General features: G+C 63.6%; 26 protein-coding genes. 13 read left to right on the top strand and 13 right to left on the bottom strand.

Going from position 1 to position 23,013, the window contains the following annotated elements:
* Nucleotides 1-38: 38 nt before the first annotated feature.
* The 3 genes from ACKAMS_RS13175 to ACKAMS_RS13165 form a co-directional block, all read right to left on the bottom strand.
* Nucleotides 39-1,010 carry a sigma-70 family RNA polymerase sigma factor gene (locus tag ACKAMS_RS13175; RefSeq protein ID WP_003942639.1) on the bottom strand — a complete coding sequence of 324 codons (972 nt, stop codon included), beginning with the start codon at nucleotides 1,008-1,010 and terminating at the stop codon, nucleotides 39-41.
* A 158-nt stretch (nucleotides 1,011-1,168) separates the two neighbouring features.
* On the bottom strand, nucleotides 1,169-2,668 hold the full coding sequence (locus ACKAMS_RS13170; RefSeq protein ID WP_408989116.1) for a methyltransferase: 1,500 nt from the start codon (nucleotides 2,666-2,668) through the stop codon (nucleotides 1,169-1,171).
* 26 nt (nucleotides 2,669-2,694) lie between these two features.
* Complete coding sequence (locus tag ACKAMS_RS13165; RefSeq protein WP_019748237.1) at nucleotides 2,695-3,054, bottom strand: DUF3099 domain-containing protein; 360 nt, start codon at nucleotides 3,052-3,054, stop codon at nucleotides 2,695-2,697.
* An 83-nt stretch (nucleotides 3,055-3,137) separates the two neighbouring features.
* On the opposite strand from ACKAMS_RS13165, the gene ACKAMS_RS13160 reads away from it, so the two are divergent.
* On the top strand, nucleotides 3,138-3,374 hold the full coding sequence (locus ACKAMS_RS13160; RefSeq protein WP_003942602.1) for a DUF3039 domain-containing protein: 237 nt from the start codon (nucleotides 3,138-3,140) through the stop codon (nucleotides 3,372-3,374).
* On the opposite strand, the gene ACKAMS_RS13155 is transcribed toward ACKAMS_RS13160, so the two are convergent.
* The gene (locus tag ACKAMS_RS13155; RefSeq protein WP_021344113.1) at nucleotides 3,347-4,594 is read right to left on the bottom strand and encodes a YihY/virulence factor BrkB family protein; all 1,248 of its coding nucleotides are present in this window, start codon (nucleotides 4,592-4,594) and stop codon (nucleotides 3,347-3,349) included. The two genes, ACKAMS_RS13160 and ACKAMS_RS13155, sit on opposite strands and share 28 nt — an antisense overlap.
* A gap of 256 nt (nucleotides 4,595-4,850) precedes the next feature.
* Here ACKAMS_RS13155 and ACKAMS_RS13150 point away from each other — a divergent pair, with 256 nt between their 5' ends.
* Nucleotides 4,851-6,629: a DEAD/DEAH box helicase gene (locus tag ACKAMS_RS13150; RefSeq protein ID WP_020907558.1), complete on the top strand. Its 1,779-nt coding sequence runs from the start codon at nucleotides 4,851-4,853 to the stop codon at nucleotides 6,627-6,629.
* A 134-nt stretch (nucleotides 6,630-6,763) separates the two neighbouring features.
* On the opposite strand, the gene ACKAMS_RS13145 is transcribed toward ACKAMS_RS13150, so the two are convergent.
* Nucleotides 6,764-6,955: a hypothetical protein gene (locus ACKAMS_RS13145; protein WP_003942643.1), complete on the bottom strand. Its 192-nt coding sequence runs from the start codon at nucleotides 6,953-6,955 to the stop codon at nucleotides 6,764-6,766.
* 234 nt (nucleotides 6,956-7,189) lie between these two features.
* On the opposite strand from ACKAMS_RS13145, the gene ACKAMS_RS13140 reads away from it, so the two are divergent.
* The 4 genes from ACKAMS_RS13140 (at nucleotide 7,190) to ACKAMS_RS13125 (ending at nucleotide 10,147) form a co-directional block, all read left to right on the top strand.
* Complete coding sequence (locus ACKAMS_RS13140) at nucleotides 7,190-7,567, top strand: DUF952 domain-containing protein (protein ID WP_020969495.1); 378 nt, start codon at nucleotides 7,190-7,192, stop codon at nucleotides 7,565-7,567.
* 86 nt (nucleotides 7,568-7,653) lie between these two features.
* Nucleotides 7,654-8,136 (top strand): cation:proton antiporter regulatory subunit, encoded by a 483-nt coding sequence (locus ACKAMS_RS13135; RefSeq protein ID WP_021344116.1) that lies wholly within the window; start codon nucleotides 7,654-7,656, stop codon nucleotides 8,134-8,136.
* A gap of 7 nt (nucleotides 8,137-8,143) precedes the next feature.
* Nucleotides 8,144-9,316: a cation:proton antiporter gene (locus ACKAMS_RS13130; RefSeq protein ID WP_003943778.1), complete on the top strand. Its 1,173-nt coding sequence runs from the start codon at nucleotides 8,144-8,146 to the stop codon at nucleotides 9,314-9,316.
* A gap of 21 nt (nucleotides 9,317-9,337) precedes the next feature.
* A complete protein-coding gene (locus ACKAMS_RS13125; protein WP_047888402.1) occupies nucleotides 9,338-10,147 on the top strand; it encodes a tyrosine-protein phosphatase in 810 nt (269 codons plus the stop codon).
* A gap of 69 nt (nucleotides 10,148-10,216) precedes the next feature.
* Here the strand turns inward: ACKAMS_RS13125 and ACKAMS_RS13120 are convergent, their stop codons facing one another.
* Both ACKAMS_RS13120 and ppgK read right to left on the bottom strand, forming a co-directional pair.
* Entirely contained in the window at nucleotides 10,217-11,641 is a 1,425-nt protein-coding gene (locus tag ACKAMS_RS13120; protein ID WP_370333980.1) for an RNA polymerase sigma factor, read from the bottom strand.
* A 112-nt stretch (nucleotides 11,642-11,753) separates the two neighbouring features.
* Entirely contained in the window at nucleotides 11,754-12,521 is a 768-nt protein-coding gene (gene ppgK / locus ACKAMS_RS13115; RefSeq protein WP_007732834.1) for a polyphosphate--glucose phosphotransferase, read from the bottom strand.
* A gap of 156 nt (nucleotides 12,522-12,677) precedes the next feature.
* Between ppgK and ACKAMS_RS13110 the strand changes: the two genes are divergently transcribed.
* Complete coding sequence (locus tag ACKAMS_RS13110) at nucleotides 12,678-13,556, top strand: inositol monophosphatase family protein (RefSeq protein WP_279218991.1); 879 nt, start codon at nucleotides 12,678-12,680, stop codon at nucleotides 13,554-13,556.
* 16 nt (nucleotides 13,557-13,572) lie between these two features.
* Here ACKAMS_RS13110 and cei read toward each other — a convergent pair whose 3' ends face one another.
* The gene (gene cei, locus ACKAMS_RS13105) at nucleotides 13,573-14,256 is read right to left on the bottom strand and encodes an envelope integrity protein Cei (protein ID WP_003942618.1); all 684 of its coding nucleotides are present in this window, start codon (nucleotides 14,254-14,256) and stop codon (nucleotides 13,573-13,575) included.
* A gap of 533 nt (nucleotides 14,257-14,789) precedes the next feature.
* On the opposite strand from cei, the gene ACKAMS_RS13100 reads away from it, so the two are divergent.
* A complete protein-coding gene (locus tag ACKAMS_RS13100; RefSeq protein WP_003942593.1) occupies nucleotides 14,790-15,092 on the top strand; it encodes a DUF4193 domain-containing protein in 303 nt (100 codons plus the stop codon).
* Between the two features lie 80 nt (nucleotides 15,093-15,172).
* Here ACKAMS_RS13100 and ACKAMS_RS13095 read toward each other — a convergent pair whose 3' ends face one another.
* Entirely contained in the window at nucleotides 15,173-15,670 is a 498-nt protein-coding gene (locus tag ACKAMS_RS13095; RefSeq protein ID WP_019748248.1) for a DUF3093 domain-containing protein, read from the bottom strand.
* Between the two features lie 41 nt (nucleotides 15,671-15,711).
* Between ACKAMS_RS13095 and dut the strand changes: the two genes are divergently transcribed.
* Both dut and ACKAMS_RS13085 read left to right on the top strand, forming a co-directional pair.
* Nucleotides 15,712-16,206, top strand: a complete 495-nt coding sequence (gene dut / locus ACKAMS_RS13090) for a dUTP diphosphatase (protein ID WP_003942635.1) — start codon at nucleotides 15,712-15,714, stop codon at nucleotides 16,204-16,206.
* Between the two features lie 3 nt (nucleotides 16,207-16,209).
* Nucleotides 16,210-17,049, top strand: coding sequence for a DUF3710 domain-containing protein (locus ACKAMS_RS13085; protein ID WP_378666416.1), 840 nt, complete (start codon nucleotides 16,210-16,212; stop codon nucleotides 17,047-17,049).
* A gap of 11 nt (nucleotides 17,050-17,060) precedes the next feature.
* Here ACKAMS_RS13085 and ACKAMS_RS13080 read toward each other — a convergent pair whose 3' ends face one another.
* Nucleotides 17,061-17,786: an alpha/beta fold hydrolase gene (locus ACKAMS_RS13080; protein WP_378666418.1), complete on the bottom strand. Its 726-nt coding sequence runs from the start codon at nucleotides 17,784-17,786 to the stop codon at nucleotides 17,061-17,063.
* Nucleotides 17,787-17,924: 138 nt separating this feature from the next.
* Between ACKAMS_RS13080 and ACKAMS_RS13075 the strand changes: the two genes are divergently transcribed.
* Both ACKAMS_RS13075 and ACKAMS_RS13070 read left to right on the top strand, forming a co-directional pair.
* Nucleotides 17,925-18,299, top strand: coding sequence for an OB-fold nucleic acid binding domain-containing protein (locus ACKAMS_RS13075; RefSeq protein ID WP_003942613.1), 375 nt, complete (start codon nucleotides 17,925-17,927; stop codon nucleotides 18,297-18,299).
* 52 nt (nucleotides 18,300-18,351) lie between these two features.
* A complete protein-coding gene (locus ACKAMS_RS13070; RefSeq protein ID WP_019748252.1) occupies nucleotides 18,352-19,065 on the top strand; it encodes a DUF3159 domain-containing protein in 714 nt (237 codons plus the stop codon).
* Here ACKAMS_RS13070 and ACKAMS_RS13065 read toward each other — a convergent pair.
* From ACKAMS_RS13065 to ACKAMS_RS13055, 3 genes are all read right to left on the bottom strand, one after another.
* A complete protein-coding gene (locus ACKAMS_RS13065) occupies nucleotides 19,058-19,351 on the bottom strand; it encodes a GNAT family N-acetyltransferase (RefSeq protein ID WP_019748253.1) in 294 nt (97 codons plus the stop codon). The genes ACKAMS_RS13070 and ACKAMS_RS13065 overlap by 8 nt on opposite strands.
* Before the next feature lie 33 nt (nucleotides 19,352-19,384).
* Nucleotides 19,385-20,047 carry a TrkA family potassium uptake protein gene (locus tag ACKAMS_RS13060; RefSeq protein ID WP_003942632.1) on the bottom strand — a complete coding sequence of 221 codons (663 nt, stop codon included), beginning with the start codon at nucleotides 20,045-20,047 and terminating at the stop codon, nucleotides 19,385-19,387.
* Nucleotides 20,048-20,133: 86 nt separating this feature from the next.
* The gene (locus ACKAMS_RS13055; RefSeq protein ID WP_019748254.1) at nucleotides 20,134-20,799 is read right to left on the bottom strand and encodes a TrkA family potassium uptake protein; all 666 of its coding nucleotides are present in this window, start codon (nucleotides 20,797-20,799) and stop codon (nucleotides 20,134-20,136) included.
* Nucleotides 20,800-20,970: 171 nt separating this feature from the next.
* Between ACKAMS_RS13055 and ACKAMS_RS13050 the strand changes: the two genes are divergently transcribed.
* On the top strand, nucleotides 20,971-22,965 hold the full coding sequence (locus tag ACKAMS_RS13050; protein WP_007732857.1) for an APC family permease: 1,995 nt from the start codon (nucleotides 20,971-20,973) through the stop codon (nucleotides 22,963-22,965).
* Nucleotides 22,966-23,013: the final 48 nt, after the last annotated feature.

Genomic DNA, 23,013 nt, shown 5'->3' with positions numbered 1-23,013 from the left:
GTGGTGTGGCGCGCTGACGCACGTGCTGTGTTGTTTGATCAGCTCGCGTAGGAACGCAGTTTCTCGGCGCGATCGCCGACGCGGAGCTTGCCCATGACCTCACGCTCGATCTGACGAACCCGCTCACGCGAGAGGCCGAAGAGCTTGCCGATCTGATCGAGTGTGCGAGGCTGGCCGTCGTCGAGACCGTAGCGAAGTCGGATGACCTGCTGCTCGCGCTCGTCGAGCGTCCCGAGCACGCTGCGCACATCGCTGTGCAGCAGACCGGCGATGACGGCGTTCTCCGCCGAAGTTGCCTCGGAATCTTCGATGAAGTCGCCCAAGGGAGCTTCTTCGTCGTTGCCGACTGGCATGTCCAGGCTTACCGGGTCGCGGCTGTGGTCGAGCAGGTCCGCGATCTTGTGGGCGGGAATGCCCGACTCTTCGGCCAACTCGTCGTCCGTCGCTTCGCGCCCGAGCTGCTGGTGCAGTTCACGCTTGATGCGGGCGAGCTTGTTGACCTGTTCCACGAGGTGGACTGGGAGCCGGATGGTGCGGCTCTGATCAGCCATTCCGCGGGTGATCGCCTGACGGATCCACCAGGTGGCGTACGTCGAGAACTTGAAGCCCTTGGCGTAGTCGAACTTCTCCATGGCACGGATGAGTCCGAGGTTGCCTTCTTGAATGAGATCGAGGAGCGGCATTCCACGGCCGGTGTAGCGCTTGGCCAGCGACACGACGAGTCGCAGGTTCGCTTCCAGGAGGTGGCTACGCGCCGACTGTCCCTCGCGAACGATCGTTGCGAGATCCCTCTTCTTGGCGACTGTCAGGCGCTTTCCCGTGGCAAGGACGTGGCTGGCGTACAGCCCCGCTTCGATTCGCTTCGCCAGTTCGACCTCGTCTGCTGCTGTCAGCAGTGCAGTACGACCGATCCCGTTCAGGTAGACGCGGACCAGGTCTGCGGCCGGGCTCTGGGCGTCCAGATCTGCGGCGCTCGGACGAATGCGAGTAGTGGTGCTGGGGCTTGTCATGACTTGCCTCCCTATCGGCGGTCTCTCACACAGTTCAACGTGTGAGAGTTCCGGGAAAGTTCCCGCGCCGATTTCCGCTAAAACGCCGTGACCTGCAGTTATTTCCCAGTCGTCCTGAGAAGTTGCTGAGAACACAAAATCTGCAACTCACCGGGAACTCAGTTCGTGACGGGAAGCACCAACCCGTGCCGGACAAGCGAGACCAGCAATGTGACGACGGCCTCACGTAGCTGGTCCGGGTCTTCGCCGTTCGCCGCGGCGAGAAGTTCGACCAGTTCGTCGACCACCAGTCCGTCCGCTCGGAGCCCGGCCAGCAGCGCAGCACCGAGCTCGTCGATCTCGTGCTGCCAGTGCGGTCCGTTGCCGCGGTGCACACGCGTGACCACTTGCTGCCATCCCTCGTCGCCGGGGAGGTAGACGCGTTCGAGAGCCGTGTCCGGATCGAGGACGAATCGCTCCTCGAGGACGTCGTGTTCACGCAACCAGGCAAGACGGTCGAAGTAAGCGAGCGCCTCTGCCCCGAGCGGGTCCGAGAAGCCGTGCATGAGGTCCTCGGCCATCAGGTCGGTGGCGGAGTCGGTGCGGCGAAGGAACACGAAACCGAAGCCGACGCCCTCGACATCGGCTTCTTCGAGGTGATCCAGCCAGGCGTTAGCTCTCGATGCCGATTCCGGATCTCGCGGATCCTGCCCGCCGTCCTTGAGCCACGTGCCGACGTACAGAGCTGGGTCCGCCACGTCGCGCTGCACCACCCAGGCGTCGACGCCGTGCGCCGGCAGCCACGACGCGATCCGCGAACGCCAGTCCTGTCCTTCGATGTGCACCCACGAGGCCAACAGTGCTGCCGTGCCGCCGGGGTTCAGATAGTCGATCGAGCGCGAGATCATCAATTCGCTCGCACCGTCGAGATCGAGGCCGGAATCGCGGTACGTGTGATGGACGCGTGCCTCGCCGACGACAAACGGGGGATTGGCGACCACCTGGTCGAAGGTTCGACCCTCGACGGGTTCGAACCAGGACCCTTGAAGCAGTTCGACGTCCAGCCCGTTGAGCGCCATGGTTGCGGCCGTGAGGTCGACGGCGCGTTGATTGATGTCGGTTGCGGTGACCGAATCGGCGTATGTGTTCGCGTGCAGGGCTTGGATGCCGCATCCCGTACCGAGGTCGAGCACGCTGCCGACCTTCGCGGTGGGCGTGGCCTGCAGCAAGGACAGTGACGCATGTCCGACGCCCAGCACGTGATCGGCCGTGGCCTTCTTGGGACGGATTCCGCCGTCGAGATCCGAGATCACCCAACGGTCGCCGTCGCCGACGTCGATGGGGCGAAGATCGACCGCGGCCCGCACGAGCGGATTCTCACTGTCGAAGTTGTCACCTTCGAGCAGGCCGGCGTCGACGCACTGCGCAATTGTCAGCGGAGTCAACGCCGCGGCGACGTCGCCTGCTGGGCAATCATCGGCGAGAAGGAACAGTCTGATGAGAACGCCCAGGTCCCCGAGTTCTCGGGTGGCGCGGCGCACGGGCACCGGCTCACTTCGGCCGAGAGCGGCGTGAACTTCGGGACCCAATGCCTCGAGCATGGTTCCCGTGTCGAATCGATTGCGAAGCAGAGCCTCACGCAGCGCAGGGGTGATGGACAGGAGCGTTTCGCTTCTCACCCCGTCATTCTCGCAGGCGGAACTTGTCAGCCTTCGATGGTGTGGTGCGTCGCGGATTCGATCTCGCCTGCGGTCTTCTTTCGTCCGTCGTATCGGCTCGGTTCGTCCTTGGTGCGCGGTGGTCGGTCGTTGGCGATCAGGACGGCGATCCAGGGAAGCGGAATGGATGCACCGATGATGAGCATCGAGATCCAGGCGTTGGCCCAGATGCCGTACGCGATCGCCGCGAGGATCAACGCCGGGAACCGGAAGGACATGATGATCATGTACTTGCGCACTCGGGCTTTGTGCTGTTCTTCGACGGACTTCTGCGCTTCGGTGATCAGTACGGGATTATCGGGAGTCCCGGCCTCGTCGGACCTGCCGAACGCGCCATTTCGTGCCATGACTCCACTGTTCCACTCTCGGCCGACAATTGCACACGACCCGTGGGTCGCACCGCTGTGACGGAGACGGCATTATTGGAGGGGTGAGCACTCAAACCAAGGAACGTCCCGACGTCTCCACCGACGAAACGACCGACGACGACACCCCGAAGTTCTTCCACTACGTGAAGAAGAACAAGATCGCCGAGAGCGCCGTCATGGGAACCCATGTCGTCGCGCTGTGCGGCGAGGTGTTTCCCGTGACGAAGTCCGCCAAGCCGGGATCACCGGTGTGCCCGGACTGCAAGAAGATTTACGAAGGGCTCCGTAAGGGCGACTGACCTCGGGTCACGCGCGCGGGAGTACTTCCGGAGCTCGGCGGATCGACAGCCTCGACGCAGTCGGCCGCCGGGCTCTTCGCGTCTGCCTGCGGTTCATCGCAGGGATCTTGGTCGACGCACGAGTTCTGGCGCGACTCTGTTTGTCTGCTGCGGGGCCGCCCGTACGAGGGGACCGTGGCCGGATCCGCTTTGTCGCCCGAGATGCGGATCGGGCTGGTGGCCAGGTGCCAGGTCAGGTTGGTGACCGGACCGGTCTCGTCGTCGGTGTTCTGAGCCGCAAGCCACTCTCGCATCTGCTCCATCCGAGTGGCACGAGCCGGCCAGAACTCCTGAACCGTCGCGTTGAACTCGGCGCCGAGGACGACGGCGAAACCGAGGAAGAACGTGAAGAGCAGAAATGCGATCGGCGTTGCCAGTGCGCCGTACGTGTAGCCGGTGCTGGTGACAAATCCCAGGTACCAGCGCAATCCGGTACTGGCGGCCATGAAGAACACACCGGCGACCAGCGCGCCCGCGAGCAGCCGATGCCACGGCAGCGACTTCGGTAGAGCGACTTTGTAGAGCGTCGTGAGGCCGATGATCACCAGCAGACCGACAGCGGGGTAGTAGAACGTGTCGACCAGATTCGAGCCGACCACGTACCAGGAGGCCGGCAGTGCTCGCCCGACGAGCGTCGGCCCGAGAGCTACCAGCGGCAGGATGAATACCGCCATCACCAGGAACATCACGTAGAGCAGCAGGGCGAAGATGCGCTGCCAGATGGGATTGCGCGCATCCTGCTGACCATGTGCTTCCACGATCGAGTCGACGAACGTACTGATCGCCGACGATCCCGCCCACAGGGAGAGCAGGAAGCCCACCGAGATGATCTCCGGTCGTCCGCGCTGAAGGACGTCCGTCACCGTCGGGCGGATGATCTGGTCGACGACGCTTTCGCTGAAGATCGTTCCGCTGAACGTGACGATCTTGGATTCGATGATCTCGACGGTGTTGGGTCCGAACCACCCACCGATGTAGCCGATCATTCCGAGAAGGCCCAGAAGCAGGGGAGCCAGTGACAGCGTTTGCCAGAACGCGGCCGTAGCCGCCTTTCCGAAGATGGAATCGTCCCAGGCCTTGCTCAGTGTGCGACCGATCAACTGCCCGGTGCGGCGTAGCGGATGCCATCTGCGGTGGTGCAGATCACTTCCGCTCGACTTCTCGCCTCGCGCTTCACTCATGATGTCTCCAGCATCCCTGACGACACACCCGGTTGCCCAACCATGGCGCCGACGTGTCGCACATTTCTGAGACAATTCGCGTGCAGGTCGGCAGGATGCGAGAGCAGCGAAACCTCGCCGGCCGGAGTGAGAACGGCCATGAGTACGCGCTTCGAGTGCGGCTTTCGTCGGTGGCGGCGGCTAGGCTCGTCGCCGGACATTGATGAAAATTCGAGGAGCGCGAGACAACAGTGCGATTCCAGTGGAGGCGCGGCCTATGACGTCTGAGACCGTGGCAGCCGAGTTCGGCAATTCGCCCGAACCCGCCGGAGCTCAATCCGCGGGAACCCAACCTGGCGCCCCTACCGGTTCCCTTCGTGCATGGCAGCGCCGTGCACTGACCAAGTACCTTTCCAGCAGTCCGCGTGACTTTCTGGCGGTCGCAACGCCGGGAGCAGGTAAGACCACCTTTGCTCTGCGGGTAGCTTCGGAATTGCTCCGTGACCGGACGGTCGACCAGATAACCGTCGTGGCGCCGACCGAGCACCTCAAGCACCAGTGGGCGGAGTCCGCTCAGCGATCCGGCCTGGCATTGGACTCGCGGTTCTCCAACTCGACCGGCCAGACCTCGAGTGACTATCACGGCGTCGTGCTGACCTACGCCCAGGTTGCCTCGCACCCGTCGAAGCACCGTGTGCGCACCGAGGGCCGCAAGACGCTGGTCATCCTCGACGAGATCCACCACGGCGGCGACGCCAAGAGCTGGGGCGACGCCATTCGTGAGGCGTTCGGCGACGCGACCAGGCGTCTCGCACTGACCGGAACTCCGTTCCGCAGTGACGACAGTGCCATTCCTTTTGTCGAGTACGAGCCGGACAAGGAAGGTCTGCTCCGCTCGAAAGCCGATCACTCCTACGGATATTCGGATGCCCTCAAGGACGGCGTGGTTCGCCCCGTCGTGTTTCTCGCCTACTCGGGCGAGGCACGGTGGCGAAACAACGCCGGCGAGGAATTCACCGCTCGGCTCGGCGAGCCGCTGAGCGCCGAGCAGACGACTCGGGCATGGCGTACGGCCTTGGACCCTGCCGGCGACTGGATTCCTGCCGTGCTGCAAGCAGCAGACACCCGTTTGGCGCAGCTGCGCAGTACGGGTATGCCCGATGCGGGCGGACTTGTCATCGCGACGGATCAGACAGTGGCCCGCGAGTACGCGAAGGCGTTGACGGCGATCACCGGCGAACAGCCGGCCGTCGTGCTGTCCGACGACCCCACCGCGTCCAAGCGAATCGCCGAATTCGGTGCGAGCGACCAGAAATGGATGGTCGCGGTCCGCATGGTGTCCGAGGGCGTCGACGTTCCCCGTCTGGCGGTCGGTGTGTACGCGACCAGCGCGTCGACCCCGCTGTACTTCGCTCAGGCGATCGGGCGCTTCGTGCGTTCGCGTCGTAAGGGCGAAACTGCCAGCGTCTTCCTGCCGTCGGTGCCGGTGCTTCTCGACCTTGCTGCACAGCTCGAGGCTCAGCGTGACCACGTGCTCGGCAAGCCGCATCGTGAGAAGGACGGCCTCGAAGACGACCTGCTCGCCGATGCGAACAAGCAGAAGGACGAGCTGGGCGAGGAGGAGAAGGCGTTCACGTCCCTGGGCGCCGATGCCGAACTCGACCAGGTGATCTACGACGGATCGTCCTTCGGTACCGCGACATTCGCCGGAAGTGACGAGGAAGCCGACTACCTCGGTCTCCCCGGCCTACTCGACGCCGATCAGATGCGGGCATTGCTGCGTCAACGCCAGCAGACACAGGTCGAGGCCAACTCGGCCAAGGCCGCCGCACCGCAACCCACGGCGGCAGTGGTATCCGATCGAGCGGCCACGGCAGATCAGCTCGGAGCGCTCCGCAAGGAGCTGAACGGGTTGGTGGCGATGAACGTTCACCGCACCGGCAAACCACACGGCATCATTCACGCGGAACTTCGCCGAGTGTGCGGAGGCCCGCCGACGGCCATCGCGACTGTCGATCAGCTGACCGAGCGCATCGCGATCCTACGCAGCTGGTAGCAGCCGATACCGGTCCCGCACGCTTCGCGTGCTTGCCGGCCCCGGAACGGCAGAACGGGCGATCACAGTGAATGTGATCGCCCGTTCTGGCGTTCATGGCGCGCCTCGTGAAGAGGCCACCCCCGGCTGACAGGTCAGATTGCGGGTTCGCTTTCGGAGACGACGGCATTCATCTCGCGAAGTCGATCCGCGTGTTCGGTTGCGTGGTGTCCGCAGAAGAGAAGCTCGCCGCCGGTGGGAAGCACGGCGCGTACGCGTGCTCCGGCACCGCACCGGTCGCACCGGTCGGCAGCGGTCAACTGTGGGCTGGTCAGTGTTCCGGGCATGACTCCTCCGTACTGGCTTTGCGGCATTCGGGCCGCGTGCCTGGGGCCTGGTCCGCCGCGTCGGAATGGCGCGGTAGATCCACTCTTACAGACGTTTGGGGTTTACGGGTTGTTCCCGAAGGCGTTTCTTAGTGTTGTGTCTCACTGGAAATGCGCTGGGCAGGCATTCTCGGGTGAAGATTGTTCGCTGACAGCTGATTCGAATCGCCGACCTCAGCCCGATATTCTGGGCGGATGAACCCGGGACGCGAACCACTTGTCGACGAGAGCGTCGAGTTGCTCCACATGTGCACGCGCGAGGAATGGGCGCGGGCACAACAGCACGGCGAACGTATCCCCGACGGATTCGAGGCGGAGGGATTTGTTCACATGTCGACTCCGGCGCAAGTTCATCTCCCGGCGAATCGGATCTTCGCCGGCCGCGATGACATAGTCCTTCTCGCCATCGATCCGGCCCTGCTCGGTGGTCAGGTCAAGTACGAACCGGGCGTCCCTTCTGACCCGGAATCGATGCGATTCCCGCATCTGTACGCCCCGATTCCGGTCGCAGCCGTCACCGCTGTCGTCGAGTATCTTCCGGACGAGAACGGCGTGTTTTCGCCGGTTCGGTAGGTCGCCGGTTCGCTCGCCGCGAAGTGCTCCCGGCGGATTGTGGCCCTCACGCGATGCAGGTCGCCGATCGGCGCTACCGTTGGTATATGAACGTAGAAGTCACCCCACTACCGGGGATCGGGACGCGCAAGGATTTTGTTCTGTCTTCCGGTCGTCGCGTGGGTGTCGTCACCCATCGGGACGGTCATACCGACCTCATCGTGTCCAAGGCAGACGACCCTGACGCGTGTGCTGCCTCGCTGCCTCTGACCACAGAGGAAGCGGCAGCGCTCAGCAATCTCCTGGGTGCCCCACAGCTCGTTGCGCAGCTCGAAGAAGAGCACCGTGACCTTCCGGGCATTCGAACCAAACAGCTCTACATCAAGGACGGTTCGCGCTACGACGGGCAGACCCTCGGGGACACCGGCATGCGCACGCGTACCGGAGTCTCCATCGTCGCCGTCATGCGTGCCGGACAGGTCAGCCCGTCCCCGAACCCCGACTTCACCTTCACCGGGGGAGATCTTCTCGTAGCAGTCGGAACGCCGGACGGTTTGGCCGCAGCGGCAAAAATCTTGGCCAACGGCTGACTGGCGCGTGGACACAACCACCCTCGCACTGATCGAACTCGGCGCGGTCTTCTTCGCGCTCGGACTGCTCGGACGACTCGCTGCTCGCGTGGGGATGTCGCCGATCCCGTTCTACCTGATCGGCGGCCTGTGCTTCGGACAGGGCGGTTTCATCCAACTCGGAGACATCGGCGAGTTCTCCCATCTGGCAAGTGAGATCGGGATCGTCCTGCTCTTGTTGCTGTTGGGGCTCGAATACACCGCGGCCGAGCTCGTGACCGGTCTCAAACGCTCACGCGTAGCGGGCATCGTCGACATCGTCCTCAACGCGACTCCCGGCGCGGTGGTCGGCTTGATTCTCGGCTGGGGCGTCGTGGGGGCGACGGTCATGGCCGGCGTCACCTACATCTCGTCTTCGGGAATCATCGCCAAGGTGCTCAGCGACCTGGGGCGCCTCGGTAACCGCGAAACACCGGTCGTGCTGTCGATTCTGGTGTTCGAAGACCTGGCGATGGCGCTGTATCTGCCGATTCTGACCGCGATGCTTGCGGGCGTCAGCTTCATGGGCGGGCTCGAAGCGGTCGGGATCTCGTTGTTGGTCATCACCGTGGTTCTTGTTGTGGCCCTGCGATACGGGCGGTACGTCTCCGCGCTCCTCGACAGTCCCGACAGTGAGACGCTCCTGCTCAAGCTGCTCGGTGCCGCACTGTTGGTTGCCGGCATCAGTTCGGCGATGCAGGTGTCGGCGGCTGTGGGCGCGTTCCTCCTCGGGATCGCGATCTCGGGGTCGACGGCGCACAATGCCAGTCGCGTGCTCGAGCCCCTTCGAGATCTGTTCGCTGCAATGTTCTTCGTGGTCTTCGGTCTCAACACCGATCCCAGTTCCATTCCGCCCGTCCTCGGGTGGGCTGCGATCCTGGCCGTCGTCACCGCGATCACGAAGCTGATCACCGGCGCCTGGGCGGCCAGACGTCAGGGTGTCGCGCGAATGGGTCAAGCGCGCGCCGGTGCCGCCCTGATCGCCCGCGGTGAGTTCTCCATCATCATCGCCGGGCTGGCGGTGTCCGCGGGTGCGGTCGACGCCGAACTGGCGGCATTGGCAACGGCTTACGTGCTCCTGATGGCGGTCATCGGTCCAGTGGCGGCAAGAGTTATCGAACCGGTTGCCTCGTTGTACATCAAGGTTCGTACGAAGTCCTGATTGCGGCCCTATTCTGTCCGGATGTCGAACAGAATCGCCCGTCCCGCCGCGACAGTCCTGTGCGCGGTGATCCTCTCGTGCGGTCCGGTGCCGGCGCTCGCCGGGGGAATACCCGCGCTCGAACAAGCCGGACCTGCAGCTGCGCAGGTTGCCGCAGACCGATCGCTGCATCTCGAGGGTGCGTCGAACGCGCGTGACATCGGCGGCTACGTCACCGAGGAGGGGCGGACCGTTCGGTGGGGGAAGGTGTTTCGCTCGAATGCCCTCGACAAGCTGACGCCGTCGGATCTCGCGTCGTTGAGCGAACGCGGAGTGGAATCGGTGGACGACTTCCGCACGGTCGTCGAACGGACGCTCTCGCAAGACCGCATTCCGAACGGGGCACGAACCAACTGGTTCGACGTCATCGGAACCAACCCCGCCAACCTCCCGGCCCTGGTGGACATGCCCACGATGTACGCGTTGATGGCGACCGATCCGGGGGCGAGCCGCGCATTCCACGATGCTCTGGTGAACGTCGCGAACACCGAGGGTGCAGTCCTCTACCACTGCTCGGCGGGCAAGGACCGTACCGGCTGGATGACTGCGGTTCTTCTGACCCTCCTCGGCGTGAGCCGCGCCGACGTGAACGCCGACTACATGCTCAGCAACCAGTACCTCACCGGACCTCGCACCGGGAGTGCGTTCATCGACGGCGTCGAACAGTCGTGGCTGGACACGTCTTTCGCCACGGTGGATCGGGTGTACGGCAACTTCGACAACTACGTCCGGGACGGCCTGCAGTTGAGCGACGGGGACATCGCACAACTCCGGGACACACTCTTGGCCTGAGGCGGCAAACGAAGAAGAGCCGCTCTCCGGAAATCCGGAGAGCGGCTCTTCTTCGCGTAGCTGGTGTGACTAGTCGAGGTAGTCGCGCAGAACCTGCGAACGCGACGGGTGGCGCAGCTTCGACATCGTCTTCGATTCGATCTGACGGATACGCTCACGCGTGACGCCGTAGACCTGTCCGATTTCGTCTAAAGTCCTCGGCTGGCCGTCGGTGAGGCCGAAGCGGAGGCGAACCACGCCGGCTTCGCGCTCGGACAGCGTCTCGAGTACCGACTGGAGCTGATCCTGCAGCAAGGTGAACGAGACGGCGTCGACTGCGACAACAGCTTCGGAGTCCTCGATGAAGTCACCGAGCTGGCTGTCGCCCTCGTCGCCGATGGTCTGGTCGAGAGAGATCGGCTCACGCGCGTACTGCTGGATTTCCAGCACCTTCTCCGGCGTGATGTCCATTTCCTTGGCAAGCTCTTCCGGCGTGGGCTCACGGCCCAGGTCCTGGAGCAGCTCACGCTGGATACGGCCGAGCTTGTTGATGACCTCGACCATGTGCACCGGGATGCGGATGGTGCGAGCCTGGTCGGCCATTGCACGGGTGATGGCCTGTCGGATCCACCACGTGGCGTAGGTCGAGAACTTGTAACCCTTGGTGTAGTCGAACTTCTCGACTGCACGGATCAGACCGAGGTTGCCTTCCTGAATGAGGTCCAGGAACGCCATGCCGCGGCCCGTGTAGCGCTTGGCCAGCGAGACGACCAGGCGGAGGTTGGCCTCGAGGAGGTGGTTCTTGGCGCGGTTGCCGTCGCGGCAGATCCAGCTCATGTCGCGTCGCTGAGCTGCAGGCAACTTCTCGCCCTTGTCAGCAAGATCCTGCATGATCTGCACGGCGTAGAGGCCGGCCTCGATGCGCTTGGCCAGTTCGACTTCCTCTTCGGCGTTGAGGAGTGCGACCTTGCCGATCTGCTTGAGGTAAGCGCGAACCGAGTCGGCGGACGCCGTCAGTTCGGCGTCCTTGCGTGCCTGGCGAAGAGCCTCGGACTCTTCCTCGTCCCAGACGAAGTCGCCGGAAGCCTTGTCCTTCTCGGACGGCTCTGCAGCGGTCTCTTCGTCTTCGCCGACTGCTACGACCTCGACGACATCGGACTCGACCTCGGCAAGGTCGCCGTCCGTGATGTCGATGTCTTCCAACTCGACATCGCCGTCTTCGGCATCAGGATCGCCGGCCTTCTTGGGGCTGGCCTTCTTAGCTGCTGCCTTCTTGGCCGGAGCTTTCTTGGCCGGAGCCTTCTTTGCTGCTGCCTTCTTGGCGGGAGCCTTTTTCGCCGGAGCCTTCTTGGCTGCCGGAGCGGTGACGGTGGCCGCCTCCACGGCTGGAGATTGTGGCTCTGACTCTGATGGAGAATCAGCAGTCTGACGTGTATCGGTGGCTGCCACGTACGCCCTTTCGTGACGGTGTCGTGCGGCGTCACGCCAGAGTGGTGATCCGGCGGAGAGGTCAATGGTTGTTGGCCGGCGCGCAGCCGGACTTCACCATTGTAACGACTCTCAGGAAACTCTTACGTCACGGCGGGCCGTAACAGGTAGATTTTCCGCTTTTCACGTGCAGGTTTTCTCATCCGGCGACGGGGGCCGGCCTGGTCAGTCCGACCGACGCGAGCGCAGCTCCGGCGATTCCCGCGGTGTTGAGGAGGGTGGCGGGGACGACCTTCGTGCGGTTGGTCAGGTGCGGAATCCACTTCTCGTGCTTGCGGCTGATTCCGCCTCCGGCGATGAAGAGATCAGGCCACAGCAGGTTCTCGAAGGTGGTCAGAACTCGGGAGACCTCGACCGCCCACTCCTTGTAGCTCCAGTCCTTTTTTTCCTTCACCGACGACGCCGCTCGATGCTCGGCTTCCTTGCCGTCGACCTCGAGGTGGCCGAACTCGGTGTTGGGCAACAGAACTCCGTTGTGCAACACGGCAGATCCGATTCCGGTGCCGAAGGTCAAGAGGATCACGACGCCGGAGGTGTCCTTGCCCGCTCCGAACGAGTCCTCGGCAATTCCGGCGGCGTCGGCGTCGTTGAGGACGGTGACTTCGCGCCCGCCCAGGGCCTTGCCGAAGAGCGCGGCCGCGTCGGTGTCGATCCAGGACTTGTCGATGTTCGCGGCGCTGCGCGCGACGCCGCCGGTCACGACTGCGGGCAACGTGATGCCGACCGGCCCGGTCCACTTTGCCTGCTCGACGATCTCGGCCACAGTGCCCGCGATCGCATCGGGAGTCGAAGGCTGCGGGGTCAGGATCTTGATGCGGTCACCGATCATTTCCCCGGTGCTCAGGTCGATCGTGCCGCCCTTGACGCCGCTGCCGCCGACGTCGATCCCGAAACCTGTGGTTGTCATCGTCCTGCGCTCCTGAGTGTCGAATTCGAGGTCACGATCTACCGTTGCAAACACTAACCCGAACGAGGACTCGGGCGCGTGCGACTCCAGGCGTTCGAGTGGTGCCCCTCGGTAGAGATGTGTTGCGATGGTCCGGTGCGCCCTTCAGAAAGAACGTTGCCCGACTTTTCCGCCGATTCTCTGGACCCCGCACAATTGCGGGCAGTTGCCGTAGCCGTCGCCGAACGCGCAGCCGAACACGTCCGCGTGCGTCGGCCCGAGGTATTCGGCCTGGTGGGTTCCGGTGCCTCCGAGGGTGGTTCGGTTGCTGCAAAGAGCACGCCGACCGATCCCGTCACGGTGGTCGATACCGAAACCGAACAGGTGATTCGCGACCTTCTGGCGCAATTGCGCCCTGCAGATTCGATCTTGGGTGAGGAAGGTGGCGGAGACACCGACGATTCCGCGGGAGTTCGATGGGTTGTCGATCCCATCGACGGCACGGTGAATTTTCTCTACGGAATCCCCGCGTTCGCCATTTCGGTGGCCGTACAGATCGACGGGATCTCAGTGGCCGGGGCTGTCGTCGACGTGTCGCTGGAAACAACGTATTCCGCGCACCGGGGCGGCGGCGCAACCATGGCCACGGCCGACGGCGTCGTCAGCGAACTGCACGCCAATGAGGTGACCGAACTGTCAATGGCTCTGTTGGCCACCGGTTTCGGCTACGGAGCGGATCGCCGAAAGGTGCAGGGCACCTTGATCGGGCAGATCCTGCCGCAGGTTCGCGACATCCGACGCATAGGTTCGGCTGCTTTGGATCTGTGCATGGTTGCCACCGGCCGGGTCGACGCTCACTTCGAGCACGGGCTGAGTCCGTGGGACTGGGCCGCGGGCTCCCTGATCGCTTCCGAAGCGGGCGCCGTGATCAAAATCCCGGCGCCCAATTCCACGTCGGCCGACGGCGATGTCGTCTGTGCGGTGGCTCCGGCGATCGCCGAGCAGTTCGCGCACATGCTCAGTTCGATCGGCGCAGATCAGCCGATTCCGAGCTGAGGCCGAACCCGGTTTGTCAGCAGCGCGCCGTGCGCGCTGCTTTGAGCAGTGCGATGTCCATCGGAGCGACTTCGGCGTTTGCGGGCTGCTCGGCCAGAGCATGCAGGATCGCGGTGGCGTCGGTGTTGGGGGTCAGGGCGCCCTTGTTGTAGGTGCCGAGAGCCAGGTCGACGGTGTCGTCGCCGCGGCCGTCCTGGACCAGTTCGGCGCAGGGGGCGACCAGCCAGACGGAACTGGCGGCGGCGAGGCCGTTCGCTCCGAAGCGGATCTGACCCTGGCACTCCATGTTCTGGTCGACGTAGACGGGGTCGTTTCCGACCTGGACGTCCGGCGCGCTGGAGAAGCCGAACTCGCTCAGTTGCGCTGCCACCTGGGCGGCCTGACCGTGTTCGCCGTTGGCGTTGAACACACGAACCTTGGTGGCCGCCAGGGGAGCGGGATCCACGTCGAGCAGCTTCGAACGGTCGACGACGGTTCCCAGCGGTAGTGGCGCCGCTGCCGAGGGATCGGAGGAAGGCTGCGGGAGGTTGCAGGCGACGGTGTCACTGACTTCTGCCTCGGCGCTCAGGATGCGGACCCACAAGACACTGCCGATCAATGCGAGTACCGCGAACACGGCGATCACCGGCCACGCGCGCCGACGGCGGAACGGACGTCCCTGGTCATCGGTAGAGCTGCCTTCGGTGATCAGAGAAACCACGGTATCCCTCGACTTTCTTGACGAAACTTCTACTTCGCCATCGGGCCGAGCGGCGCCGGCATGACGTTCGGTGCCTACCTTAGAGGGCTTGTGTGACGACACAGCCGAAGCGCGGCTCGACGCGTCGGGCCGCTGGCGATCGCCCAACGGTAGTTGGGCAACTAGCGGGCAGTTTCTACCCGGATCCGGTCTGAAAATGTCGCCGAAAGGTCACAGCTTGCTCTTGCCTTGGTGACAATTCGCAGTCATTTTTCGGAAATTTCCGATTCGGTTACTACTTTCGTGCTCACGTCGGCTACTGTCTGGCGGCCCAGGTCGTTCAACTGGGCATCGGCCGGACGCCGAAATGACAACCAAATGAGGCGCAGATCACGTTCTCGGAAGGAACTTCCGGGCACTAATTCCAGTCCTGCAGCGTTATGCAGCGACAGGGAATGATCTGGATGCCACGGCGGTTTCCATGCGCATCAAGGATCTACCGGATTCTCGGCGCACACGGGACCGGGATACACGAAGAGGATGGGGTAGACGAGATGGCAACTGACTACGACGCACCGAGGCGTACAGAGTCCGACGAGGTTTCGGAGGACTCTCTCGAGGAGCTGAAGGCGCGACGCAACGAAGCGCAGTCAGCCGTCGTCGACATCGACGAGACGGACACCGCGGAGTCCTTCGAGCTGCCGGGTGCCGACCTTTCCGGCGAGGAACTCTCGGTTCGAGTTGTTCCGAAGCAGGCAGACGAGTTCACGTGTTCGAGCTGCTTCCTGGTTCATCACCGCAGCCGCCTGGCCAGTGATGCCAACGGACAGCTCGTATGCATGGACTGCGCTGCCTGATCTCCCTTCCCGGTGGTCGACCCGTCAGCTCGCGGGTCGACCAAGGGTCGGGAAGTACTGCTTTGCTGTGACCGCGCTGGTCAGCGATCCAGCGCAGCCAGCAGATCAGCGGGACGACGTGTGCTCACCAGCCAGTACGGCGTGGGATCCTCCGGGTCGTCGAGCACGATCAACACCATTGTCTTGACCCATGGGCGATGTTGGACGAACGCCGACGGATCGAGTTGGCGCCCCATCGCCGCACTCTTTGCGGAAGCCGGCACTGCTGCCGCCCGCGAAATCAGTTCGACCGGCAGGTGGGCTCGACCCACGTGCAGTTCTTTCACCCCTGCTGTCTCCACCACCTCGACGCGCATCCGGCTGAGCCAGAATGCCGCCCAGATCGGGATGGGGAGCAGCACGACGTACGCCAGGTACGAGAGAAGCCCCGGGCGGCCCATGTGGACCTCGGCCGCGAGGAGTCCGGCTACGGCCAGTCCGGCGATCCACCACCAGATCGGCACCCACAGGCGCTCGGAGAACAGCGTCGTGGACGGGGGCGTTGTGGTGGCGACGTCAGGTCGAGATGTTTCGGGCACCTGTCAAGGATAGTCCGTCGCTACGAGTAGTCTTGGCCCACGTGAGCGACCATCTCTCCATCGCCTTGAAGCGACTGGATCCAGACCTGCCCGTTCCACAGCGTGCGCATCCCGGAGATGCGGGTGTGGATCTGTGCTCCACCAGCGATGTCACCATCGAACCCGGCCACCGAACACTGGTCGGAACGGGGATCGCGATCGCTTTGCCGGTGGGCACCGTCGGGTTGATCCATCCGCGTTCCGGACTTGCCGCAAAATCGGGACTGTCGATCGTGAACGCGCCCGGAACCGTGGACGCGGGATACCGGGGCGAACTCAAGGTCTGCTTGATCAATCTCGATCCGGCCACAGCCATCGACATCCGCCGCGGTGACCGAATCGCTCAGCTCGTGGTTCAACGAGTCGAACTTCCGGTTTTCGAGGAAGTCGAGTCGCTGGACGACACGACCAGAGGAACCGGAGGCTACGGTTCCAGCGGCGGTCACGCGATACTCGATACCGATGCGCCTGGCGCGGTCGTCGGAGAGGGAGTCTGAATCATGTTCGGACGCAAGAAGAAGACAGACGTCGACGAGGAACCCACCAGCTTCTTCGGTGACGAGAACGACGAGTCGGTGGAGATCGACGAGGTCGAAGACGATTTCGACGTCGCCGGCGACGAGTTCGGTGACGAATCGGAAGGCCCCTACGACATCACGGAGATCGATTCCGACGATCCGACGGCAGGCCGTGACGGTCAGCGCCTGGATCTCGGTTCCGTTCTGGTGCCGATGCCGACCGGCGGACAGTTGCAGGTCGAGATGGCACCCAACGGTTCGCCGCAGGCCGTGCACCTGGTCACCGAACATGGCCGCATCACGGTTGCTGCATACGCCGCCCCGAAATCACCCGGTCAGTGGCGTGAGGTCGTTGCCGAGCTCGCGCAGTCGCTTCGCGACGACAATTCTGCGGTGAGCGTCGAGAACGGCCCTTGGGGCCGGGAACTGGCTGCCGTGACGGCCAACATGGACCTGCGGTTCATCGGCGTCGACGGTCCGCGGTGGATGGTGCGCTGCGTGGTTGCGGGTCCGAGCGGATCCACCGCCGCGAACACCCCTTTGGTGGCAATCGCACGCGACATCCTGCGCGACACCGTCGTCAACCGAGGATCAGAGCCGCATCCGGTGCGGACACCGCTGCCCGTCGTGCTCCCGCAGGTACTCGCCGAGCAGCTGGCGGCCGCACACGAGCAGCAGTTGGCAACAGCGCAGCAGCAACAAGTCGCCGCCCAGCAGCAACAGCAGTCAGCTCCGCCCGCTCCGCCGTCACCTCCAGCGCGACCGACCCCGCCGCCGCGTAGCGGCGAATCCGGTTCTGCCATGCAGCAATTGGGTCAGTAGCAGGTTTTCTTTCAGGCGCTCGCGGTGGTATCGGATTCGATCGCCGCGAGCGCTTTGATGCAGGTGGACCCGAGAACCGCGGGGTCGCGCCCGATCATGTCGAGCGTCGTCGTGGCGACTGCGCCGCGGGGGAGTGCATTCGCCCAGGCCTGCGCCACTGCCGCGGGATGAACCGGATCGTCCACCGCCGAAGCGATGCCGACCGGAATGCCCACCGCCTGTAACGCGCTCTCGCTGAGCGAGTGGTACGACGCCGCCTCGTCGAGCGCGGCCGGGAGATCGGGCCATTGAGAGCGCCAGGAGCGCTCGAGTTCGGCTCCGAGCCACGCCGGACTCGACGCGAGCATCGCTGCGATCACCGCCTCCAATCCTTCGGAGCGCAGTTGTGCTGCGGTGAACCTCGCGCTCGCTGCAGCGGGTGCGTCGTCCGCCGACCCGATCCAGGCCGGAAGCGCTGCCAACACACTCACGGTTCGATCGGGGTTCTCGGCGGCCCACTGGAGCGCCACGGCGGCCCCGATCGAGACGCCTCCGACGATGATTCGGCCGTGCGTGTCCGCGGCTCGGTCCATCGCGTCCAGATAGCCGTCCACGACACGCCGAGGGTCCGGTTCAATTGCGACGATGCGCACACCCAGAGTCGCTAGCGGCGCCCGGAATGCGCGGTCTGCGAAGTGGGCGTCAGAGCCTGTACCTGGGAGAACGACGGCAACGGTCGCCGATTCTGAGTTCTGCATCTTTTGATCTTGCCCGGTGCCCCCGAGACGCGGACTGACCGGTGTGGTTACACGCTCGTAATGGGTCTACAGTGGCGATCACACAGCCCTTCACGTGACGCGAAACCCTTGCGTCACACATGTTCGCAGGAGCGCGCAATGGCACCCGCCGCCGCAGGATATTTTCGTCGACTGACCCAGCGTCTGACCGAGGACGTCGACCAGTTGGACGCCCAGGAGATGGCCGAGTCCAACAAGGCTTCCGGAGGTCAGAAGGCCTGCGATTGTCGTCGCGGTGAAGAAGTCACGATGGTGGGCCGACTCCGCAGCGTCGACGCGTGTCCCAAGTCGGGAAATGCCAGCATCGAGGCCGAGTTCTTCGACGGCACCGAGGTGATCAATCTCGTCTGGATCGGGCGTCGCCGGATCCCGGGAATCGAGACCGGTAAGACCCTGCTGATCCGCGGTCGTGTGGGCGAGCGTGACGGTCGCAAGGCGATCTTCAACCCTTACTACGAACTGCGCGGCGAATAGGCGCGTTTCCCGCATTTACCGTGCAACTCGGTGACTGTGGCACCCTCGACAGGTGACTGAAACACAACAGCGATCGGTAATCGACCAACTCGGCGGGCTGAGTGGTCTGATCTATTCGTCTTTGCCGATTCTGATTTTTGTCCCGGTCAACAGCATCTGGAACCTTACCGCGGCAATCTGGGCCGCATTGGGCGTCGCTGTCGCTATCGCGGCCTGGCGCCTTTTCCGCAAGGATTCCCTCCAACCCGCAATTTCCGGGTTTCTCGGAGTCGGAGTTTCCGCGTTCATCGCCTATCGCACCGGCGATGCCAAAGGATATTTCCTCTTCGGTATCTACACGAGCCTCGCCTACGGTGCGGTCTTCCTGATTTCCATCCTCGTGCGCTGGCCCCTCGTCGGAATCATCTGGGGTTATCTCAACGGGCACGGCAATCTGTGGCGCAAGCACAGCTCCGCCGTCCGGCTCTACGACATCGCGACGGCGGCGTGGGCGCTGGTCTTCGGTGCGCGGTATCTCGTTCAGTCACAGCTCTACGACACCGACCACACCGGATGGCTCGCAGTCGCGCGTATCGGCATGGGTTGGCCATTGACCGGTTTGGTGCTGCTCGTGACGGTCTGGGCTGTGCGGAAGGCCGATCGCATCGTCGAGCCGGAACCGGTTGTGGAGCCCGAAAGCAGCGAGCCCACCGCAACGGACGCAGGGTCCGAAGAGGTGGGCTCGGTGAATCTGACGAAGCCGCGCGAAGACCGCGATCTCAGCTGATCAGGTCCTGGTACTCGGGGTGCTTGTCGAGAAACTTCACGACGTACGGGCAGACCGGGTGAACCTTGAGGCCACGGGCGCGTAGGTCGTCCAGAGCCTGGCGGACGAGAATCGCGGCCAGCCCGAAACCTTCGAAGGCCGGGTAGATCTCGGTGTGGTTGAACGAGACGACGTCACCGGACGTGGTGTAGTCCTCGATGCCGGCGAGGTCGCCGTCTGCATGGATCTCGTACCGGCTCTGGGCTGGATTGTCGGTGACTACGGTGTTTTCGGGTGCTTGTGCCATGTGATTCCCTTTCGTCGTCAGTGTGTTCGTCGGTCAATTCTCCAGGCGGAGTGCAACGCGCAACTGATCCTCGGCGTCGACGGCCGCGACGAACAGGAGTTCGTCTCCACCTTCGATGGGATCGTCCATCTGCGGGACGATCACACGCCCACCCCGCAGAATGGTGACCAGTGCGCAGTCCCGCGGAAGTTCGAGCTTCTTGACGGCTTTTCCGGCAAGAGGTGTGTTGTCGGGCAACGTGATCTCGACGAGATTGGCCTGCCCCTGCCGCAGTGTCATCAGTTTGACCAGGTCACCGACGGAGACGGCTTCTTCGACGAGCGAAGCGAGCATCCGCGGTGTCGAGACGGCGACGTCGACGCCCCACGACTCGTCGAAGAGCCATTCGTTGCGGGGATCATTGACGCGGGCGACAACTCGGCGAACGCCGAACTCGGTTTTCGCGAGCAGACTGAGGACCAGGTTGGCCTTGTCGTCTCCGGTTGCGGCGATCACGACCTCGTAGGACTCCATCGACGCGTCCTCGAGGCGGCTGAGTTCGCACGCGTCCGCGTGTACCCACTTCGCCTCGGGCACCGACTCCGGTTCGATGTGATCGAGTTTGCGCTCGATCAGCATGACGTCGTGTGAGCTTCGAATCAGCTCTCGCGCAATGGAGCGGCCTACGGCGCCGGCTCCGGCGATGGCGACCTTCATCGAGAACTTCCAATCACGTTGTAGTGCAACACAGTCGCAGGCTTGTTGTGAGGGGCGGCGTTCGGATCAGTCATCTGCGGCCTCCGTCAGTCGTCACTCGGCGGCGGGTTGCCGGCCAGTGCGATCGCTTCGGCGACAGTTCCCGATACCGCGGCGATGTAGACCTGGTCGTCGGCCTGGATGACGGTCTTGCGATCGGGGAGCACGCCGGTTCCGAATCGGATGATGAAGGCGACTCTCGAACTGGTCGCGCTCTCGAGTAGTGCGATCGGCTTGCCGGCCCAATCCTCGTGCAGGGCAAGTTCGGTAATCGCAACAGTGCCCGAAGGATCGCGCCACTTCGCGGTCTGACTTTCCTTGGTCAGCGTGTGCAGGAAGCGATCCGTCGACCACGGCACGGTCGCGACGGTGGGGATGCCGAGGCGCTCGTAAACAGCGGCACGCTTGGCGTCGTAAATACGCGCGACGACGCGTTCGACGCCGAAAGTCTCGCGTGCGACTCGCGCTGCGATGATGTTGGAGTTGTCTCCCGAGGACACCGCAGCGAAGGCGTCGGCCCGCTCGATGCCCGCCCGGACCAGCACGTCACGGTCGAACCCCATTCCCAGAACCTTGGTTCCCGGGAAGTCGAGATCGAGACGCAGAAACGCACTCTGATCGCGGTCGATGACGGCGACCTCATGTCCGATCCTGGTCAGAGACGCGGCGAGGGAAGAACCCACTCGACCGCACCCCATGATGACGACATACACGCCCTACTCCGTTCATGGACCCTCATGGCGCGATTGCACGCCGAATCGAACGGTACAGCCCCTCACGGGAAGAGCAAGTACAACGGTCGCCTGCGTGCCGGGTGTCACGACAAAAGGTGAAGTTGGGGCTCTGATGACTCCGAATCGGGCGAGACGGCTTACGCTTTGCACGTGTCTAAGCTCTCGACCGCTACCAAGCGGCTCCTGCTCGGTCGGCCGTTCCGAAGCGACAAACTCGGGCACACGCTGCTACCCAAGCGAATTGCACTACCGGTCTTCGCGTCCGACGCGATGTCGTCCGTCGCGTATGCCCCCGAAGAAATCTTCCTGGTTCTCTCCGTCGCGGGTATTTCCGCGTACGCGTACACACCCTGGATCGGATTGTCCGTCGCCATCGTCATGGCTGTGGTGGTGGCGAGCTACCGCCAGAACGTCCATGCATACCCGTCCGGTGGCGGCGACTACGAGGTTGCAACGGTCAACCTCGGCCCGACCGCCGGTCTCACCGTCGGTAGTGCGCTGATGGTCGACTACGTGCTGACGGTCGCCGTGTCGATCTCGTCGGCGGCGTCGAACATCGGCTCGGCTCTGCCGTTCGTCGCACAGCACAAGGTGTTGTTCGCGGTTGCGGCGATCGTGTTGCTGACCGCGGTCAACCTTCGCGGTATCCGTGAATCGGGGACCGCGTTCGCAATTCCGACTTACGCATTCATCGTCGGCATGTTCCTGATGCTCGGGTGGGGGTTCTTCCGGATCTACGTCCTCGGCGAGGACGTGCACGCGGAGTCGTCGTCGTTCACGCTCAACGCCGAGGATTCGCATCTGTACGGAATTGCCTTCGCGTTCCTGATCGCGCGCGCCTTCTCCTCGGGCTGTGCTGCCTTGACCGGCGTCGAGGCCATCAGTAACGGCGTACCGGCGTTCCAGAAGCCGAAATCGCGCAACGCGGCCACGACCTTGCTGCTGCTCGGGTCGATCGCCATCGTCCTGTTGATGGGCATCATCATCCTGGCTCAGAAGATCGGCATCGTCTACGCACACAATCCGCAGGAACAGCTGGTCGGTGCGCCGGAGGGTTATCACCAGAAGACCTTGATCGCGCAGATCGCCGAAGCCGTGTTCAGTGGTTTCCCGATCGGATTCTTCTTCATGGCGATCGTCACGGCACTGATCTTGGTTCTGGCCGCGAACACCGCGTTCAACGGATTCCCGGTACTCGGATCGATCCTGGCGCAGGATCGGTACCTACCGCGTCAGCTGCACACGCGCGGCGACCGACTGGCATTCAGCAACGGAATCCTCTTCCTCTCCGGTGCTGCGATCGCATTCGTCGTGGTGTTCGGCGCCGAGGTCACCAAGCTCATCCAGCTGTACATCGTCGGCGTCTTCGTCTCGTTCGTGCTCAGCCAGACGGGCATGATCAAGCACTGGACTCGGCATCTGAAGTCCGAGACCGACAAGGCACAGCGGGCCCGGATGCAGCGCTCGCGAGTGATCAATTCGATCGGTCTCGCAATGACCGCCACCGTCCTGATCATCGTTCTGATCACCAAGTTCGCTGCCGGCGCCTGGATCGCCATCGTCGCGATGGTCGCGATCTTCATCGTGATGAAGATGATCCGCAAGCACTACGACAGCGTCGCAGCCGAGCTCGAGGAGCAGGAGTGGGACGGCGTACTGCCCAGCCGCACACACTCGATCGTGCTCGTCTCGAAGTTGCACATGCCGACCATGCGAGCTCTCGCCTACGCGCGAGCCACGCGACCGGACACTCTCGAAGCCATCACGGTCAACGTCGACGAGCCCGACACCCGTGCACTCGTGCGTGAGTGGGAGAAGAGCGACGTGACGGTTCCGCTCAAGGTGATCGAGTCGCCGTACCGCGAAATCACCAAGCCGGTTCTCGATTACGTCAAGCGTGTACGACGCGATGCTCCGCGTGATGTCGTCACCGTCTTCATTCCCGAGTACGTCGTCGGACACTGGTGGGAGCAGATCCTGCACAATCAGAGCGCGCTTCGTCTGAAGAGTCGTCTGCTCTTCCAGCCCGGCGTGATGGTGACCAGCGTTCCGTGGCAGCTGAGTTCGTCGGCAAAGGCAAAGCCGCTGGACATCGAGAAGACCGCAGGCGCCACGCGTCGCGGTTACGACACCGGCGAGAAATGATCACCGGCGAAAAATGATCGGCAACATCGAAATGGCAGGCGTAGTTCG

Source organism: Rhodococcus sp. 5A-K4 (assembly GCF_046097995.1).
Classification (GTDB): Bacteria; Actinomycetota; Actinomycetes; order Mycobacteriales; family Mycobacteriaceae; genus Rhodococcus_F; species Rhodococcus_F erythropolis.
The sequence above is the reverse complement of the archived record's forward strand: the minus strand, read 5'-3'. Positions and strand labels throughout refer to the sequence as shown.

Excerpts from the sequence above, each read along its gene's own strand:
- ACKAMS_RS13175 (WP_003942639.1), bottom strand. The coding sequence starts at position 1,010 with ATGACAAGCCCCAGCACCACTACTCGCATTCGTCCGAGCGCCGCAGAT.
- ACKAMS_RS13165 (WP_019748237.1), bottom strand. The coding sequence starts at position 3,054 with ATGGCACGAAATGGCGCGTTCGGCAGGTCCGACGAGGCCGGGACTCCC.
- ACKAMS_RS13155 (WP_021344113.1), bottom strand. The coding sequence starts at position 4,594 with ATGAGTGAAGCGCGAGGCGAGAAGTCGAGCGGAAGTGATCTGCACCAC.
- ACKAMS_RS13150 (WP_020907558.1), top strand. The coding sequence starts at position 4,851 with ATGACGTCTGAGACCGTGGCAGCCGAGTTCGGCAATTCGCCCGAACCC.
- ACKAMS_RS13145 (WP_003942643.1), bottom strand. The coding sequence starts at position 6,955 with ATGCCCGGAACACTGACCAGCCCACAGTTGACCGCTGCCGACCGGTGC.
- ACKAMS_RS13140 (WP_020969495.1), top strand. The coding sequence starts at position 7,190 with ATGAACCCGGGACGCGAACCACTTGTCGACGAGAGCGTCGAGTTGCTC.
- ACKAMS_RS13135 (WP_021344116.1), top strand. The coding sequence starts at position 7,654 with ATGAACGTAGAAGTCACCCCACTACCGGGGATCGGGACGCGCAAGGAT.
- ACKAMS_RS13125 (WP_047888402.1), top strand. The coding sequence starts at position 9,338 with ATGTCGAACAGAATCGCCCGTCCCGCCGCGACAGTCCTGTGCGCGGTG.
- ppgK (WP_007732834.1), bottom strand. The coding sequence starts at position 12,521 with ATGACAACCACAGGTTTCGGGATCGACGTCGGCGGCAGCGGCGTCAAG.
- ACKAMS_RS13100 (WP_003942593.1), top strand. The coding sequence starts at position 14,790 with ATGGCAACTGACTACGACGCACCGAGGCGTACAGAGTCCGACGAGGTT.
- ACKAMS_RS13085 (WP_378666416.1), top strand. The coding sequence starts at position 16,210 with ATGTTCGGACGCAAGAAGAAGACAGACGTCGACGAGGAACCCACCAGC.
- ACKAMS_RS13080 (WP_378666418.1), bottom strand. The coding sequence starts at position 17,786 with ATGCAGAACTCAGAATCGGCGACCGTTGCCGTCGTTCTCCCAGGTACA.
- ACKAMS_RS13075 (WP_003942613.1), top strand. The coding sequence starts at position 17,925 with ATGGCACCCGCCGCCGCAGGATATTTTCGTCGACTGACCCAGCGTCTG.
- ACKAMS_RS13065 (WP_019748253.1), bottom strand. The coding sequence starts at position 19,351 with ATGGCACAAGCACCCGAAAACACCGTAGTCACCGACAATCCAGCCCAG.
- ACKAMS_RS13060 (WP_003942632.1), bottom strand. The coding sequence starts at position 20,047 with ATGAAGGTCGCCATCGCCGGAGCCGGCGCCGTAGGCCGCTCCATTGCG.